Origin of the sequence: Kineothrix alysoides (genome assembly GCF_000732725.1) — a bacterium.
Taxonomy (GTDB): domain Bacteria; phylum Bacillota; class Clostridia; order Lachnospirales; family Lachnospiraceae; genus Kineothrix; species Kineothrix alysoides.
This window is the reverse complement of sequence record NZ_JPNB01000001.1, coordinates 777,290-794,062: the sequence shown is the minus strand read 5'-3', so window position 1 is coordinate 794,062 and position 16,773 is coordinate 777,290. Positions and strand designations below refer to the sequence as shown.

16 protein-coding genes are annotated in these 16,773 nt (G+C 42.8%); all 16 read right to left on the bottom strand.

Annotation, left to right across the window (positions count from 1 at the left end):
- Positions 1–448: 448 nt before the first annotated feature.
- The gene (locus tag CC90_RS0103815; RefSeq protein WP_031389499.1) at positions 449–1,744 is read right to left on the bottom strand and encodes an IS30 family transposase; all 1,296 of its coding nucleotides are present in this window, start codon (positions 1,742–1,744) and stop codon (positions 449–451) included.
- Between the two features lie 386 nt (positions 1,745–2,130).
- On the bottom strand, positions 2,131–2,643 hold the full coding sequence (locus CC90_RS0103810) for a heme-degrading domain-containing protein (RefSeq protein ID WP_031389498.1): 513 nt from the start codon (positions 2,641–2,643) through the stop codon (positions 2,131–2,133).
- 11 nt (positions 2,644–2,654) lie between these two features.
- Entirely contained in the window at positions 2,655–3,830 is a 1,176-nt protein-coding gene (locus CC90_RS0103805) for an iron-containing alcohol dehydrogenase (RefSeq protein ID WP_031389497.1), read from the bottom strand.
- A 103-nt stretch (positions 3,831–3,933) separates the two neighbouring features.
- Positions 3,934–4,296 carry a winged helix-turn-helix transcriptional regulator gene (locus tag CC90_RS0103800; protein WP_031389496.1) on the bottom strand — a complete coding sequence of 121 codons (363 nt, stop codon included), beginning with the start codon at positions 4,294–4,296 and terminating at the stop codon, positions 3,934–3,936.
- A gap of 82 nt (positions 4,297–4,378) precedes the next feature.
- Positions 4,379–5,473, bottom strand: coding sequence for an HAAS signaling domain-containing protein (locus CC90_RS0103795; RefSeq protein WP_031389495.1), 1,095 nt, complete (start codon positions 5,471–5,473; stop codon positions 4,379–4,381).
- A gap of 43 nt (positions 5,474–5,516) precedes the next feature.
- Positions 5,517–5,861, bottom strand: coding sequence for a PadR family transcriptional regulator (locus CC90_RS0103790; RefSeq protein WP_031389494.1), 345 nt, complete (start codon positions 5,859–5,861; stop codon positions 5,517–5,519).
- A gap of 135 nt (positions 5,862–5,996) precedes the next feature.
- Positions 5,997–6,629 carry an MBL fold metallo-hydrolase gene (locus tag CC90_RS0103785; RefSeq protein ID WP_031389493.1) on the bottom strand — a complete coding sequence of 211 codons (633 nt, stop codon included), beginning with the start codon at positions 6,627–6,629 and terminating at the stop codon, positions 5,997–5,999.
- Positions 6,630–6,655: 26 nt separating this feature from the next.
- Positions 6,656–8,980, bottom strand: coding sequence for a RelA/SpoT family protein (locus CC90_RS0103780; protein ID WP_031389492.1), 2,325 nt, complete (start codon positions 8,978–8,980; stop codon positions 6,656–6,658).
- A 66-nt stretch (positions 8,981–9,046) separates the two neighbouring features.
- Complete coding sequence (locus tag CC90_RS0103775) at positions 9,047–9,571, bottom strand: adenine phosphoribosyltransferase (RefSeq protein ID WP_031389491.1); 525 nt, start codon at positions 9,569–9,571, stop codon at positions 9,047–9,049.
- Positions 9,572–9,621: 50 nt separating this feature from the next.
- Entirely contained in the window at positions 9,622–9,993 is a 372-nt protein-coding gene (locus CC90_RS0103770; protein ID WP_031389490.1) for a VOC family protein, read from the bottom strand.
- Between the two features lie 453 nt (positions 9,994–10,446).
- Positions 10,447–12,066, bottom strand: a complete 1,620-nt coding sequence (groL, locus tag CC90_RS0103765; RefSeq protein WP_031389489.1) for a chaperonin GroEL — start codon at positions 12,064–12,066, stop codon at positions 10,447–10,449.
- A 36-nt stretch (positions 12,067–12,102) separates the two neighbouring features.
- Positions 12,103–12,387 carry a co-chaperone GroES gene (locus tag CC90_RS0103760; RefSeq protein WP_031389488.1) on the bottom strand — a complete coding sequence of 95 codons (285 nt, stop codon included), beginning with the start codon at positions 12,385–12,387 and terminating at the stop codon, positions 12,103–12,105.
- Between the two features lie 543 nt (positions 12,388–12,930).
- Positions 12,931–13,860 (bottom strand): diguanylate cyclase domain-containing protein, encoded by a 930-nt coding sequence (locus CC90_RS0103750; RefSeq protein WP_031389487.1) that lies wholly within the window; start codon positions 13,858–13,860, stop codon positions 12,931–12,933.
- A 34-nt stretch (positions 13,861–13,894) separates the two neighbouring features.
- Positions 13,895–14,473 carry a hypothetical protein gene (locus CC90_RS22915; protein WP_051869276.1) on the bottom strand — a complete coding sequence of 193 codons (579 nt, stop codon included), beginning with the start codon at positions 14,471–14,473 and terminating at the stop codon, positions 13,895–13,897.
- Between the two features lie 28 nt (positions 14,474–14,501).
- On the bottom strand, positions 14,502–15,446 hold the full coding sequence (locus CC90_RS0103740; RefSeq protein ID WP_031389485.1) for a hypothetical protein: 945 nt from the start codon (positions 15,444–15,446) through the stop codon (positions 14,502–14,504).
- 115 nt (positions 15,447–15,561) lie between these two features.
- Positions 15,562–16,749: an MFS transporter gene (locus CC90_RS0103735; RefSeq protein WP_031389484.1), complete on the bottom strand. Its 1,188-nt coding sequence runs from the start codon at positions 16,747–16,749 to the stop codon at positions 15,562–15,564.
- Between the last annotated feature and the right edge of the window lie 24 nt (positions 16,750–16,773).

The following is a 16,773-nucleotide window of genomic DNA, read 5'->3' as shown; positions in this document are numbered from 1 at the left end:
ACATATTCGCACCGCAATGCCATACTTAAATACATTTACTTTTTCCAATAAATAATATTAAATTTATATGGAATTTTTTTCAATATTAGATTAAAAAGTATACAAAGTATGGCAAAAATACACAATTATTTCCTTCATTAAACCTTCATTTCTTCCGCTTCAGTGAATTGTAAGGCGAGATGCCACTTTGTAATTCAAAACGCAGTTTTTGTATTTGAGAAGTAAAGTTTTGTAAACGAAAAGCCACTTTTGTAAGTGAAATATAGAGTTTTGTAATTGAGAAGCCATATTTGTAATCCAAATGCAGTTTGATTTTCAGCTTTTTCTGCTGTATTATGATAATTACAGGCATGCCAAAGGGAGGTCGACTCCCTCTCGATTTTTTTGTAATCGGAGAATCCACCCCTTCATTCCTTAGTCAGATGATTGGTTGGCGGCACGTTAATAATTATTTTTTGAGAAGTGCAGGTTTTAACATGATGTCTCCGGCTGCTACCGGTTTGCATCCAAGTTTTTCCAAAACCTCTTCTCCATGATAAAAGCTGAATGTTTCGTATGGGCTACGATTATTCAGCTTTTTTCTTTTGTAAGAATTAATGTGATTCATCATTAAATTCACTTCTTCCTGTGTAAGCTGATCAAAGCCTGTTCCTTTTGAAAGGACTCTTCTTATTAATTCATGGTTTACTTCGCAGGAACCTTTTTGATAGGGACTTCCAGCATCACAATAATATACTTTGGTTCGCCATAATGGTGTTGTTTCACGATACTCAATTGCCTTTGGATTAGAGAACTCACTTCCATTGTCTGTTAGGATTACTTGAAAAAGTTGACTGAATTCTTCTTTTCCTAAAAGTATATCCAAACCATTAAAAATATCAGTTACAGATTTGGAAGTATTAGCATCTCTAACAAATGCAAGCATTAAACTACATTCAACAAAATGAATCGTAAGAAGGCATTTACCACCTTTGCTACCAATAACAGAATCCATTTGTACAACAGGTGTATCTGGATTCTTCTCCATATACGCAGTAAAGGCTTCATAATTACGACCAATACGGCATCCTTTATCAACTTTGAACTCAGGCTTTTTATATCTTTCACGAAACTTAACTTTTCTTGGAAGATCAATATTTCTTACATCAAACATACATGCATCAATGTAGTTATAGATTGTTTTTTCACTACACATAAGCTCATCTTCATGATTGATGTAAACCTGATTTACAGACTGTCCATTCTGAATTAATGGTGAGATGATTTTATTCAACCTGCTGATTTCTTCCTCTGATACGCATAGCCCGCTTCGTGACTGGGTAATCGTTTCATGGGATTTAATATGAGCGTGTTCTGCATCATATATATTTTTTAGCAATGTACATTTTCTTATGGTGTCACAACCATTGCAGACATACGGAACTCTAAATCTGGCAGTACAGACTTCCTCAACATACTCATCACAATTCGGATTGCAGGACTGACATAGTTTACAATACTGTGCGGATTTACGAGTGCAGTCCTTACCACACAGGCCTTTCTTACGACAGTTAAATCTGTTTTTACACAAGTTGAATGGATAGCCGGGATAACCAGTGGCAATTTCAGAACTATACTTACGTACCTCACGTGATATGGTTGTTGGATTCTTATCCAATCTGCGGCTTATTTCTTTAAATGAAAGACTTTCCTTTAGAAACTTTTGCAGATCAAGTCTTTCTTCATATGTAAAAAATTTAGACATATATCCTCCAATCTGCCGCCAACTATCATAGGATATATGTAACAAAATAAAAGTGCAAACAAAAAGACTGGTTATTAGCCAATCTTTTGTAAGCCAGGATGCAACCTCCTGGTGTATAAATAATATTTTACTTAATTAATTCTTAGTTGAATTGAGATGGGTTGCATCTCGATTTACAATTGAGGATTTCTTCCGCTTCCATTTTATTATCGGATAAAATTAAAATAGGACCAAATCTTCACTTCATTTTCATGAAGTGAAAGACTTAGTCCTATTCTATCCTGCCTATAACGAAATCTGACAATACCTTTATATTGACAGTTTCGGCTATTTGCTTTTTAACTGGTAAATTTGATTTTTTCTAATCTCAAAATCGCTTTTACGAATTATGAAAATACACTTTCTTCAAAAGAAGGAACGTTCTCAACCGCCAACCATTCACTTATAGCTTCCACGATAAATTGATGGTCTTGTTCATGCGGTAAATTCGAGACAGTAAGTACAGCCACTATTTCACCCGATTTTAGCCGGATTGGAAAACCTCCTCCGCAAAAGGCATAGTCTTTTGTACTTAACCCATGTGTTTCCACTTGCTCCTCCATTATATAAGATGTTGCCCATACATTTAATGAGCTGCAATTCATGAGAAGAACTGTGTTGAATTTTCTCTGCATCCAATTCTGATTATTCAGATTTGTATTTTCTGTCGCATACTGAAAAATAATATTGCCGTTTAACCTTCGAATTGCAACAGCTAAATCAATCTGCTTTTGAGCAATTCTCTCAACGAAAAATTTTCCTAATTCCCAGGCATCACTATTTGAAAAATGATCAAACCGCAGTATTTTTTCTTGTTTTTCAATATTTTCTTTTATCTTGATGTATTTTCCCTCTTCCATAACCATCTCCTTTAAACCATAAGCCTATAAATATTTTCCACATCTTTTTGATTCAGTGTTACAAATCCGCCTAAAGTTCCTGTATTTACATCCCCATAACAAGCTGTATGTGCCAATTTTTCAATATCCTCTTTTTTGGCTCCAAGTTCATGAAAGTTCTTTGGCATTCCGATAGAAATCAGAAATTGGCGCAATGCTTCAATTCCGGCCAGAGCGGTTTTTTCCGGTTGCTCAAAATCCATCTGGCATCCCCAGACGCGAACCGCTGCTTGTGCAAAACGCATGACATTATGTTTCATATTATAGCTAAATACAGCAGGCATAACCACCGCAAGACCTGCTCCATGCGCACAGTCATACAGCGCGGATAACTCGTGCTCTATGTCATGGCTGGTCCAATCCTGTGTACGCCCCACTCCACAAGAATTATTATGAGCCATCATTCCTGCCCACATAATATTTGCTCTTGCTTCATAATTATCCGGATCTTCCATCACTTTGGGCCCTTCATGAATCATTGTCAGCATCAAAGCCTCTATCATCCGGTCAGTCACTTCAACTTCTTTCGTATTGGTCAAATAACGTTCATATAAATGAGCAATAATATCGGTAATCCCACATGCAGTCTGATAAGCGGGAAGCGTCTGAGTCAATGAAGGGTTCATAATTGTAAACTTAGGGCGCAGTGCCTCTCCAGTCGTTGCCCGTTTAAACATTCCTTCCTCTTTCGTAACGACAGAGTCTGCTGAACCTTCGCTTCCTGCTGCGGATATCGTTATGATCGTGCCAATAGCCAGAGCCTCCTCTACTGCTTTACCTTCATAATAGTCCCAGAAATCCCCACTATACAACGCACCCGCTGCGATTGCCTTGGCTGAATCGATGGCACTGCCTCCGCCTACAGCCAAAATAAAATCAATGTTTTCTTTTCTGCAAAGGTCAATTCCTTTATAAACCAATCCACTTCTGGGGTTCGGCTTCACTCCTCCCAACTCGACATATGCCAATTGTTCCGCCTCCAGTGACCGTTTCACCCTATCTAACAGTCCGGAGCGAATCACAGAACCTCCTCCATAATGAATCAGTACCCTGCTTCCTCCGAAGCGCTTCACATACTTGCCTGCTTCATTCTCTGTTTCTTTCCCAAATGCAAAGTATGTTGGAGCATAAAAAGTAAAATTATCCATAAAAAACCCTTCTTTCTATTATTTGCTTACAGTATAGGACTCTTAATCAGATAATACAAGAAGGCACATTTTTCCCCCCAGGGCACCTTGAGGTTCCCTTATATCATTTATCACATCCACATTGAGCATGTGTCAATTCATATTTATCTCCGATATTGCTACTGCCCCAGTCGCACATGGCTTCCAAAATAGGGTATAGCGTTTCCCCGTGTTTCGTGATCGCATACTCAACCTGCACCGGTGTCGTTGGGTATACTTTCCTTTGGATCACTCCCGCCTCTTCTAATTCTCTCAATTGCGTTGTGAGCGTTTTTTTATGAGCATCCAGCAAAAAACGAAGAATTTCATTATATCGCTTCGGACCTTCCTCCATAAGATAATGAAGAATCAAAGGCTTCCATTTACCGCCTATTACTTTTAATGTAATCTCCATTTCGCAAGAAATCTGTATTTTTGATGACATCATACCCTCTCCTGACATTCCATGTTATTGCCGGATTAAATTTATCACATCCAGAGAAAGCTATCTATCTGAATAAAATTATAACTCAATCCTTATTTCCATATCTTACAGTATAATAAACCGTAGTTGCTATGTCCAGCAGAAAGAAAAAGAGAATTACTATTACAATTCCGTTAATAAAGATATCTGTATTATAATAAGTCAGCAAATCTCCCTTTGAGGAAAAGGCAATTCCGGTTTCCCGCTGCAATGCCTGCATAAAATCTTTGTTCCATATAGGCAGTACCTTCATGAATATAAATGTCATAATAAAGCCTACAATATCCATCACAATAGTCGTCACCATCACTCTATAGTTATACCGCCCTGCCACGAGCTTCACAAAGTCGCTGATGATGCCTGCCATAACACTGATAATAAAAAACGGAAGCACCTTCCCCCATATAGATAAATTGAAAATCGGAATCGATACCATCTCATCTCCTTGTCTTATCCATGCTCCCATAAGCTGTGGCCTATAAGCGAATAGGATAATTACCAGCACTCCGAAGACGATTCCTACCGCACTCTCGCCCCTGCTTATCATTGCCTTTTTATACGGAATCTGAGGGAGCTTTTCCACGGACCACTCTTCCTCAGACAAATCGAGCTTCACATGATATCTTTGCATAAGGGCAAAAATCAGCGTTATAACGCCAAATATTTGTAAAAGAGCAGACGGAAGCGTGATTCCTATATCGAATACCTCCCACCACATACTACCGCTCAATAGCTGCTCATTTACTTCGTAACCTATCGCAGAGATAGCATCGAATGTTTCGTTATTCACTACGTGGACAACCGCAGAGATAATATCCGAAAAAAGAATTGCCGCGCCGGCACATAGAAGGACGATTTTTAAAATGTAGCAATATCTGTCGTAATATTCCCCGCTGATCAGCCCTTCTTTGTCTCCGCGATAGCTTCTTGCCATCTTTGCCGGATCGCCGAGTTCTGTAAGTACCGCTCTTTCACATTCCTCGCGACTTACTTCTCCGCTGCCTTCCCGTTCCTCTATCATATCCTCGATTAACGTTCTAAGCTCCTGCTCGATATCCTTCCTTTGCTTCTCCGGCAGGCGCCGCACTACATCGTATAAATACTTTTCCGTCAATTCATTAGATAACTTTTCTTTCATCATATTCCTATCATCCTTTCCCTCGGATTTATTTCGTCTCCTGCTCCTAAATGGTTTCCTGCTCCAATAAACGGTTCATGCTCTCCGTCATTTCCCTCCACTGCGCTGTTAGCCTCTCATATACCACATCGCCTAACTCAGTTCTCTTATAATATTTCCTCGGCTTACTTCCGTCAGTCTCCCATTCACTTACAAGGAGCTCCTGCTTTTCCAATCTTCTCAGCAGCGGATATAAAGTGTTCGTGTCTATGCTTACGCCTTTTTCTTCCATACTTTTGACGAGGGTATAGCCGTACTGCGGCTCATTCAGCTGACTAATGACACTGAGCACTATTGTACCCCTTCTAAGCTCCAAAATCAGCGATGATAATATTTCATTCAGTTCTCCCATTACTTTCTCCTCCTGTGTATCATATTATAGTGTATATCACACACTATTGTCAATATCAAAATAATATAAAAAAGCCCGGAACATTTTCCTAAACGTTCCAAGCTTTTTCAACATTTCTTATTCTATCGATTTCTTTCATTGGCAAAAAGCATTATATTTCTTCTCCCATCCAATTTCCGTAGGTTCCCCATGCCCCGGGTATACTTTAACCTCATCGGGCAGCACGTACAGCCTTTCTTTAATAGACCTTGTAAGCGTGCTCATACTTCCCGTAGGCAGATCCGTTCTCCCTACCGATTCCTGGAAGAGCGTATCGCCGCTTATAAGCATTCTGTCCTCCTCGAAATAATAACAGCAGCCTCCTATCGTGTGCCCGGGAGTTGCGATAAGACGGCAGGTCATTCCGGCTATAGTTATCCGTGCTCCATCCTCCAAATATTCGTCCGGCACTACCGTATAAGCCCGCCCCGCCTGTTCGGATACGTTCTTTACAGAGTCCTCACACAGAGCCTTTTCTTCCTTATAGGCATATATTTTCGCCCCACTTAATTCCCGCAGCCTTTCGCTTCCCCAGATGTGGTCAAAATGTCCATGTGTCAAGAGGATTCCCTTTACCTGAAAGCCTTTTTCCTTCAAGGATTCATAAATATAATCTCCCGAATCCGCAGGATCGATGAATATCACATCGACGCATCCCTCCCTGTATACAAAATAACAATTAGTCTGACAGATGCCGAGCACCATACGTCCTATTTTCAAATTCGCCATTCCGTTAATCCTTCTCCTCTCGCGGGTCAGCCGGTAGTCCTTTCGATGTCGATAACACTTTCCACGCTTCTTATTTTATCGATGATGCGGTTAAGCTCTTCCCTGCTTCCTATTTCGAAGGAGGTAGACAAGGTCGCCAGACCCTGCTTGTTCGTTCTCGTATTCATAGATAAAATATCCACGTTCTTCTCCGTAAGCGCACGGGATATATCCGCAATCAGACCGCTTCTGTTATTGGCGAATATCCTGATTTCCGAAAAATATTTCTCGCCGGTAATCTCCTCTGTGGACTGCTGCCACTCCGCATCAATGAGCCGCACACGTTCCATCTCCGGCATATTGATGACATTGACGCAATCGGTCCGGTGAATAGACACACCTCTTCCACGAGTAACGAAACCAACGATTTCATCTCCCGGAACCGGACTACAGCATTTGGAAAAACGCACCGCCACGTCGTGAATCCCTTTTACTACAATACCGCTCCCCGATTTGGCCTGCGTTTTTTTCTGGTAATTACCTTCGGCAACGGAAGCAAGCACTTCTTCATCCGTCAGCGCCTTTTTATGCGCCTTGTCATAAAGCTCCTGCATCTTGTTGATGATCTGGCCTTCCTTCAAACCACCGTGCCCTACTGCCGCATAGACGGAATCCCAATCCTTGAAGCCATACTTTTTCATAATAGCATTCATATATTCCGGCTTCATAATGTCTATGGTATTAATCGCTTTTGCCTTGCAGTAGGCAGCCAAAAGCTCCTTGCCTTTTACGATATTATCTTCCTTAAGTTCGTTCTTGAACCATTGATTGATCTTACTCTTCGCCTGCGTACTCTTAACGACGTTCAACCAGTCGCGGCTGGGACCCTTAGAGTTCTGGGAGGTAAGAATCTCAATCCGGTCACCGTTTTTAATTTCATAATCTATGGTGACCAGCTTGCCGTTCACTCTCGCACCGATCATCTTGTTTCCTACCGCGCTGTGAATGCTGTAGGCAAAATCGATAGGCGTAGAACCAGCCGGAAGATTTTTGACATCTCCTGTAGGCGTAAAGCAATAAACACTGTCCGAGAACAGGTCCAAATCGCTCTTGAGCAGATTCATAAACTCCATATTGTCGGACATATCCCTCTGCCACTCGAGAATCTGTCTGAGCCATACGAGCTTTTCTTCTTCTCTCTCCTCCACTTTCTTTCCGTCGGAGGACTCTTTATATTTCCAATGGGCGGCAATACCAAACTCCGCCGCCTTGTGCATTTCATAGGTACGTATCTGAATCTCGAAGGGCTGCCCATTGGCACCGATCAGCGTCGTATGAAGAGACTGGTACATATTGGCCTTGGGCATAGCGATATAGTCCTTGAAGCGCCCCGGAATCGGCTTATACATCTCGTGGATAACGCCGAGAGCCGCATAACAATCCTTGACTGTGTCCACGATAATCCTGACTGCGAACAAATCGTAAATTTGATCGATAGTCTTATCCTGATTCTTCATTTTCTTGTAAATGCTGAAAAAATGTTTGATACGGCCGTCAACCTGCGCCTTGATATCGGTATTTTCTATATGTTGCTCAACTTCATTTACAATGCCCTGAATATACGCTTCCCTCTCACTTCTCCGGATAGCTATCTTATCAACTAAATCGTAATAAACTTCCGGCTCCAGATATTTCAAAGATAAATCATCCAGCTCCACCTTTATCTTGGAAATACCGAGTCTCTGCGCAATAGGCGCATAAATATCCAGTGTTTCTCTTGCGATTCGCTGCTGCTTCTCAGGAGGCATATGATTCAGAGTACGCATATTGTGCAGCCTATCCGCAAGCTTGATCAAAATGACTCTAATGTCCTTCGCCATGGCGAGGAACATCTTTCGGAGGTTTTCCGCCTGAATCTCCAGCTTATCCGGCGTCTTTCCTTCGTTATCTCCCGTAAGCTGCAATTGCTGCAGCTTCGTAACGCCGTCCACCAAAAGTACTACGTCCGAGCCGAACTCCCGCTCTATTTCCTCTTCCGTCATAATGGTATCTTCTACCACATCGTGCATCAGCCCTGCGGCAATGGTCTCTTTATCCAGCTCCAGATCCGCCAATATAATCGCTACGCATAAAGGGTGAATGATATATGGCTCGCCTGACTTTCTGACCTGATCCTTGTGGGCATCATAGGCTACCTTGTAAGCTTTCTCAATCAACGATATATCATCTGAAGGGTGATATTTGCGCACACGGAAAATAAGGTCCTGGAACAACTGCTCAGGACTTTGGAATTCCTGAATGGCTTCAATCCTTCCGTCATCGAAGACCATCTCGCTCATATCGGTTGTCATCTGTTTCTTTTCTTCTGTCATATTCATCACCGGCCATATTCTTATTGAATTATATCCAATTTCACCCAATACCTTTAAAAACAGCCCCTATTTTCCCTCGTAACAAATCGCGGATTCCAATCTGTAATCCTTTAATCTTTCCCGGCCCTTTAATCCTGCCAGCTCGATCATAACGACGATTCCTACCACTTCCCCACCTAATGACTCGATGAGACGTATCATAGCCTCAGTCGTTCCGCCCGTGGCGATCAAGTCATCCACAATCAGAATTTTCTGCCCCGGTTTAATAGAATCCTTGTGCATCTCTATCGTTGCGGTTCCATACTCCAATTCGTAATCGATAGACACCGTTTCACAAGGAAGCTTTCCCTTTTTCCGAATCAACACAAACGGCTTTTTCAAATTATATGCGATGGGTGTTCCGAAAATAAATCCTCTCGATTCCGGTCCTACTACCACGTCAAATTCCAAATCCTTTACCTTATCCTGCATGGTATCTACCGCAAGCTGCAGTCCGTCCGCATCTTGCAGAACACTCGTCACATCTCTGAAAATAATGCCTTCCTCCGGAAAATCCGGGATACTCCGTACATATTCTTCCAATTGTTTCATCGTTTACGTCTCCATTTCCGCTTTCGTTATTTAAAATTTTTATATCCGTTTTATTTCGCCGGAACAATCTCGATCCAGTAATTGTCCGGGTCGTTGATGAAATAAATTCCCATCGCCTTATTTTCGAAGCAGATGCATCCCATTTCGTCATGTTTTTTATGAGCGTCATCTATATCGTCCGTTACGAAGGCAAGATGAAATTCATTATCTCCCAAATTATAGTTATCCTTTTCCCAATCGCGAAGCCATGTCAGCTCCAACTGGTGTCCCGTAGTCCCATCACCCATAAAAACAAGCTCAAAACTGCCGTCAGACGCCTTCTTTCTTCTTATCTCCTCAAGCCCTAATGCTTCTTTATAAAAATTTACGGACTTTTCCAAATCGATTACGTTAAAATTATTATGCGCAAATGTAAATTTCATATTTGCCTCCTATCCGCGTGCTTTGGCACGCATACAAATCCGGGGAAGTGAAAATTTATTTTTCACTCTTCACCCATTCCTTTCAGCGTCCCGTTTTTCTGTCGAATCTCATTATATTATTAATTTTTTATTAAGTCAATCGATATGCACTGCTTCTAAGTCCACATCTCTTGAATCACGTTCTTACGTACTTTCCGCCTCTTCTTTATTATTATTCCCATTTCGCCTTCCTGCCATTTAAAAATATGTACCGATTATATCAAAAAAATCGGAGTATGACTATCGAATAATACCGGGACGGCTGAATAATAAACATTTTACGTCAATTTTTGTTTAATAGACTGAGGCTGCAACCCTTTGGGTATTGCAGCCTCATACTTAAAATCAGCTAATGCTACATCGTGCACTTTTCCTGATTTTACTATATATTGATGTCGGTTTCTACAGACTAAATTACATCATTCCGCCCATTCCACCTGCCGGCATAGCGGGAGCATCTTCCTTGATGTTAGCTACAACGGATTCCGTAGTAAGGAGTGTGGATGCTACGCTGGTAGCGTTCTGAAGGGCACTTCTCGTTACCTTTGCCGGATCGAGGATGCCTTCGGCAACCATATCCACATATTTTTCCTTCAAGGCGTCAAATCCTATACCTACCTTAGCCTCTCTCACGTTATTGATAATTACAGATCCTTCAAGGCCTGCGTTTGCAGCGATATGGAATAAAGGAGAATCCAAAGCCTTCAAAACGATCTTAGCGCCCGTCTTCTCGTCACCGTCCAAAGTCTCTGCAAGCTTTTCAACTTCCTTGGAAGCATGAATGTATGCGGAACCGCCGCCTGCGATGATTCCTTCCTCTGCAGCCGCTCTCGTGGCATTAAGAGCATCCTCCATGCGCAGCTTCGCTTCCTTCATTTCTGTTTCCGTAGCCGCGCCTACGCGGATAACCGCTACGCCGCCCGCCAATTTTGCCAGACGTTCCTGTAACTTTTCTTTGTCAAAGTCCGAAGTCGTTTCTTCAATCTGATTTTTAATCTGGGCAATTCTTGCATGAATCGCTTCTTTATCGCCTTCTCCGTCAACAATTACCGTATTTTCCTTCTGTACCTTAACAGATTTCGCGCGACCCAACTGAGCCATCGTCGTTTCTTTTAAATCTAAGCCCAGCTCCTCGCTGATTACCTGGCCGCCTGTAAGGATTGCGATATCCTCAAGCATCGCTTTTCTTCTGTCACCATAGCCCGGTGCCTTTACCGCAACTACATTGAAGGTACCACGCAGTTTGTTTACGATCAAAGTCGTAAGCGCTTCGCCTTCTACATCCTCTGCAACAATAAGTAACTTCGCGCCGGACTGTACTACCTGCTCTAACAAAGGCAGGATTTCCTGAATACTGGAAAGCTTTTTATCTGTAATGAGAATGTAAGGATCATCCAGAACAGCTTCCATTTTATCCATATCCGTCGCCATGTATGCGGAAATATATCCTCTGTCGAACTGCATGCCCTCTACCAGATCAAGCTCTGTCAGCATCGTCTTGGATTCTTCTATAGTGATAACTCCGTCGCCGGATACCTTCTCCATAGCGTCCGCTACCATCTGGCCCACTTCCTCATCGCCTGAGGAAACTGCCGCTACTCTGGCAAACTGCTCTTTTCCGTTTACCTTGGAGCTCATTTTCGCAATAGCTTCTACTGCGCATTCCGTAGCCTTCTTCATACCTTTTCTCAGGATAATCGGGTTTGCCCCTGCTGCAAGGTTCTTAATTCCTTCGTTCACCATAGCCTGAGCCAGTACTGTCGCCGTGGTAGTACCATCGCCTGCTACATCGTTCGTCTTCGTCGCAACTTCCTTTACGAGCTGTGCTCCCATATTTTCGAAAGCGTCTTCCAGCTCAATTTCCTTCGCAATCGTAACACCGTCGTTTGTGATGAGGGGCGCTCCAAAGGATTTATCAAGAACTACGTTCCTTCCTTTCGGTCCTAAAGTTACTCTTACCGTATTTGCCAGCTTATTAACGCCGACTTCTAAAGCTGCGCGGGCTTCTGCGCCATTTTTCAATTCTTTTGCCATGATTTTCAAAACCTCCTGAATATTTGTCCTTATATTTTACTGGATAACTGCTAAAATATCACTCTGCTTTACAATGATAAATTCTTCCTCTTCGATCTTGACATCTGTTCCCGCATATTTGGAATAAATAACATTATCGCCGACCTTTACTTCCATCTTAACTTCCTTGCCATCGATCATCCCACCGGGACCCACCGCAACTACTTCCGCCTGCTGCGGCTTCTCCTTATTCTGTCCGGGAAGAACAATACCCGATTTGGTTGTTTCTTCTGCAATCAATTGTTTCAATATTACTCTGTCACCCAATGGTACTAATTTCATTTTAAAGCCTCCTTATATCAAATTTCATTCTGTATTTTATGAATTACTAGCACTCCCAACTATCGAGTGCTAATCACTAATCCATATATTAGATTTATATGCACATATTTGCAACTGTAATCACAGAACCCAAACGCTCTATACTTTCGTTTCTCTCGCTTTTTCTCTTATTATCTCTCGTTTTCTCACTTTTTACATATATTAACTATTTTATAATTATTTTATAATTTAATTTTTCCCCCTTGTCCGCTATTGCAGGCCCAAAATCAATAGTTAAAAGCTCTTTCCTTTCAACCTTCCCTTTTCCAATGCAGTCTCCAACCAAATTATGCCATCATAAAGTCATATTTATACCCTAAGTCATAGTCTTCCCATTTTGATTCTTATATTTCAACATACCATCATATACTTCCTGCCTTCGGCTTTTCCCCGGCACTCTCCTTTGACTGTCATTCTACTGTATGTCTCCTTTCCTTCACTTCACAAAACTTTTGCAGAGAAAAGCAGGGACATTTCCATCCCCGCCGCTTCCCTCACGACCGTCTATAATCCTCTTTCCAATCTCTCCCGATATCCCGCCGAACTCTTAATTTCCATCTTGTTCTGAAGCATTTCATATTCCGCGTCGGAAATCATATCCTGAATATGTTCCTCCACATTCGTCTTATTAACGACTCCCACCGCAACGGACGGTGCCAGCACAGTATCGCCCTCATAAGCCAAGCATGCCCTCTGAACCCGCCGGCAATAATCTTCCGCCTCGTTTTCCTCTGCCATAGGAATCAGCACGAGAAAGACATCACCCTCGATCCTTCCGATAATGTACTCTGCCTTCGCTTCATTCATGACGATAGAAGCCACAAGCTGTATAAGGCTGTCGCTCTTTTCCACTCCGAATTTATCGTATACAAACTTCCAGTCATTGATATTTATAAGTGCAATGGCAACCGGCACGACCTCCGAACGATCCAGCACATTCATTCTGCTCTCCATATATGCCTTGCTGCACACTCCCGTCAGAACGTCCTCCTTCATGCTGCATCCGCCCTGATAGCGTTCTTTCTCAGGCTTCTTATCCAGCCTCTCTATGTAGGAACGAGCTTCTCTGCCCATATAGGTTTCAGTCCCCAGTCCGGTTAAAAGGGAAAACGCTGTATCCAACAGTTTCGCTGCGTTCGCCTGTCTCTCCTTAGCAACTTTATCATACCTGACATACCAATATCCTACCGTATATCCGCAGATTTGCAGTTCTATACCGGGAGCATTTATAACATCGGGAGTAAATCTTGAAAAATCTCCTATCTCCAGAGCATTCTCACCATGCCGGTCTGTCAGCAGCACCTCTACTCCATATTCTTTAGCAATCGTACCGAAATATTCCGTAAGAGAATCCATAGTAAATAAACTTTGAACCGTATACTTCTTAATGTTTTCTTTTATTCTCTTTTCAAAAGAAACTGTATCATACTCCATGGTATATGCGCCTCCCTTTGCCTAAGGTCTCGTTCTACCTGGCTGCAGAAAAAGATATATCCGCAGCGTCCGTTTTATAAGTTTCCTGATATCCGTCCACACTGAAAACATAGCGGACCTCTCCTTGTACCGCTTTACTGCCGCCTTCTCCTTCTGTCTTTTCCGGAAGCCTTTTGTATTCATCACTTTTCTTGAATTCCTTATAAGCATCCGTGAGCGCGGCAACTATCATCTCTTTATCCGGATCTTTATCGCTTAAGCTGCTTACTGCCGCCTGATAAACCGTCTCCGCCTCCTGCTTGGAGCGGCAAGACTGAAGCCTGTTCTCCAGCGCTTTTCGCATAAGATGTGCCCGCAGCGCCTTGGCATACAAAATCGGATTATTCTTCGCCAGATAGTTCAGCTCCGCAGAGGTCAGTTCCTTCCCCGCCCGAAGCTTCGCATATATTCTTGCCTCATATTTCGCTTTATCCTCTTCGCTTTCTCCCGCTTCTGCACAATAGACATAGTTCAGAACCTGCTGCCCGAAAGCTGCCTTTGCATCCTGTATATCTGCCGGAAGCGTCTGTTCGATCATCCTTTTGGCGTTATCTAAATTTATGCTCATTAACATCGATATACTACCTCCTCCTTTCAACCGTCTATAGCTGTCCGTTCACAACGAGCCCTTTCAAGTCCTCTTCCAAAAGCTCCATATCTTTCATAATCTTATCCAGCTTCCGCTGTAATTCATCCCGATTCGCCACGTTGGTGTTCATCTTCTCTATGAACTCTTCCTGCTCCTGCTTCTCGCTCTTTATTTCTTCCAGCTTTTCTTTCTGTTCATCCTTCTTCTTCGCCGCTTCCCCGGCGGCCTCTGCCAACTCATCCATCTCTTCGTCGATATGCTCTTTGGACTGTTCCATAATCATGCCGACAATCGCATCGGAAGCCGCTTTAATGATACTATCTGCCCCCTTCATCGCATCGACCATACCTTTTTGCTCCAGTACAGACAATTTGGCATCAGTAAGCGCGCTGACGCAGCCCGCGATTGCCTTATCCATAATATCTATCAGAGAATCGCAGTTTTCTGTCACATCATCTAATGCCAGCGATTTTCTTTGATATTCCGTCAACGCGTCCATATTGGCAACCTGCTCAAGCTCCTCTTCGCTCAAATTTCCCAAATCTTTATTTCTATACGCAGTGCGAGCCTTACGAAGCAGCTCCAGATCCTGCTGTTCCTGACTTTCGTCCTCGATGCCGTAAGTTTCCTTTAGCTTGTCCTGCCGCTTCAACGCGTTGTTTTTGCGCTGGTTAAGTTCATTTCTCTGCTCATTCATCTCTGCGATCTTACCTCGGATCTCATTTAAGCTTTCGCTCACTTTCTCGTCGCTTTCGAACTGATCCATGATAATCTTCGTCGCCTGTTTTCTCGCCTGAGTCCGCCTGCTTTCCACCCTGTCAGACATCATGCCTTCTATATCTCCTGCAAAAATAACGCTTTTATTTCCCTGCTCCTTTTTCTTCTCATCCTTGCTATTCCTGCCATTTTCCACACCGATGCCCAAGCGTGTGGTTCCGTCTAATCCCGTCGCTTTCATTTCATCCCCCTATACGCGCTGTATAATCCACTCCCATTTGTTTCTATATGTATGTATATCGGTTCATATCGATAAATTATTAACATTCCTTTGAAAACTCTCTCAGCCAAAAACCTTAGACTTCCTCCACCGATACACTCATGCTGACTACTCCGATTACCGCTACCACGGCTCCCACAAAAAGCGTCATTCCCGCACCATAATCATCCAGCATCTTTCCTCCAACCACGCTGGCAAACACTCCGCCGAGTGTAATTGCTGTCGTCACGAGAGATTGTCCCTTCACCATATCCGCCCTGTCGAGCAGCTTGCTCACGTAATAAACGGAGGCCGGAATGAACAGCGCATAGCCCCCCGCTTGAAATAACTGAGCCACATAAATCATGCCGACTGACCCCGCAAGAAAAAACAGGATACTTTTCACAGCGAAAAAGATGCCGGAAATCCGAAGCAGGGTCTTGCAGTTTACCTTCTGTACCAGTTTTATGAAAAATATCATGGCCGGAAGCTCCACCACCGCGGAAATAGAGCTCGCCACTCCCATATTTGCGCTGTCACCGCCTACATTCTCAATAATCTGAAATAAGAAATTACAGCTAAGTACATGATAATAAAAAATAAATGTAACTCCAATCAGGAAAACAAAGAATTTCTTATGGGATACCAGAAAGGACGCCAATCCCTGCGCTTTCTTTTCCTGCGTATCTTTTTTCTTATTTAATTTGCCCGCTTTCCATTCTCCTTTGCGTCCTGCCAGAATACCCACGCTGCCAAACAGACCCAGCGTAAGAATCGCTGCCGAAAAAGGAATCAAGGCGGTAGGATTATATTTCAGCAAAACTCCCATCACAGTGGATACCGTTGCATAGCAAAAAGAGCCGCAAGCCCTGCACACCCCGAAATTTATAAAGATTCCTCTTTCCTCCAGCTGCACGGACATAGTATTTACAAAGGGCTGGATTACCATGACGCCAACGAGCGAAAGCGTAATAAAGGCGGACACCAGAAAGGACGCCCCGCCAATAATAGTGAGCCCTCCCGACGTCAATATGATAGTCGCCGCCCCTACCCATATGATTCCTTTCAGTGTTATTCTTTCATATTTATCCGCAAGACTCGCGATCATTGGCTGCAAAAACACAGCCGCCACGTTGGATAAGGCAATAATAATTCCTATTTCTGAATTGGTGTACCCCCTATCCAATAGAAAAATCACAGTAAATCCTAATAAAGAGCAAAAAGCTGCCCAATAAAATCCTTGGACAGCCGCATATTTAATCGTATATTTTTTGTTGTCGGACATTGTCGTTCCCCTCCAGCTTCTCAT

Bases quoted from the DNA above. Each gene is read 5' to 3' on its own strand.
- CC90_RS0103815 (WP_031389499.1), bottom strand. From the start codon at position 1,744: ATGTCTAAATTTTTTACATATGAAGAAAGACTTGATCTGCAAAAGTTT.
- CC90_RS0103810 (WP_031389498.1), bottom strand. From the start codon at position 2,643: ATGGAAGAGGGAAAATACATCAAGATAAAAGAAAATATTGAAAAACAA.
- CC90_RS0103805 (WP_031389497.1), bottom strand. From the start codon at position 3,830: ATGGATAATTTTACTTTTTATGCTCCAACATACTTTGCATTTGGGAAA.
- CC90_RS0103800 (WP_031389496.1), bottom strand. From the start codon at position 4,296: ATGATGTCATCAAAAATACAGATTTCTTGCGAAATGGAGATTACATTA.
- CC90_RS0103795 (WP_031389495.1), bottom strand. From the start codon at position 5,473: ATGATGAAAGAAAAGTTATCTAATGAATTGACGGAAAAGTATTTATAC.
- CC90_RS0103790 (WP_031389494.1), bottom strand. From the start codon at position 5,861: ATGGGAGAACTGAATGAAATATTATCATCGCTGATTTTGGAGCTTAGA.
- CC90_RS0103785 (WP_031389493.1), bottom strand. From the start codon at position 6,629: ATGGCGAATTTGAAAATAGGACGTATGGTGCTCGGCATCTGTCAGACT.
- CC90_RS0103780 (WP_031389492.1), bottom strand. From the start codon at position 8,980: ATGACAGAAGAAAAGAAACAGATGACAACCGATATGAGCGAGATGGTC.
- CC90_RS0103775 (WP_031389491.1), bottom strand. From the start codon at position 9,571: ATGAAACAATTGGAAGAATATGTACGGAGTATCCCGGATTTTCCGGAG.
- CC90_RS0103770 (WP_031389490.1), bottom strand. From the start codon at position 9,993: ATGAAATTTACATTTGCGCATAATAATTTTAACGTAATCGATTTGGAA.
- groL (WP_031389489.1), bottom strand. From the start codon at position 12,066: ATGGCAAAAGAATTGAAAAATGGCGCAGAAGCCCGCGCAGCTTTAGAA.
- CC90_RS0103760 (WP_031389488.1), bottom strand. From the start codon at position 12,387: ATGAAATTAGTACCATTGGGTGACAGAGTAATATTGAAACAATTGATT.
- CC90_RS0103750 (WP_031389487.1), bottom strand. From the start codon at position 13,860: ATGGAGTATGATACAGTTTCTTTTGAAAAGAGAATAAAAGAAAACATT.
- CC90_RS22915 (WP_051869276.1), bottom strand. From the start codon at position 14,473: ATGTTAATGAGCATAAATTTAGATAACGCCAAAAGGATGATCGAACAG.
- CC90_RS0103740 (WP_031389485.1), bottom strand. From the start codon at position 15,446: ATGAAAGCGACGGGATTAGACGGAACCACACGCTTGGGCATCGGTGTG.
- CC90_RS0103735 (WP_031389484.1), bottom strand. From the start codon at position 16,749: ATGTCCGACAACAAAAAATATACGATTAAATATGCGGCTGTCCAAGGA.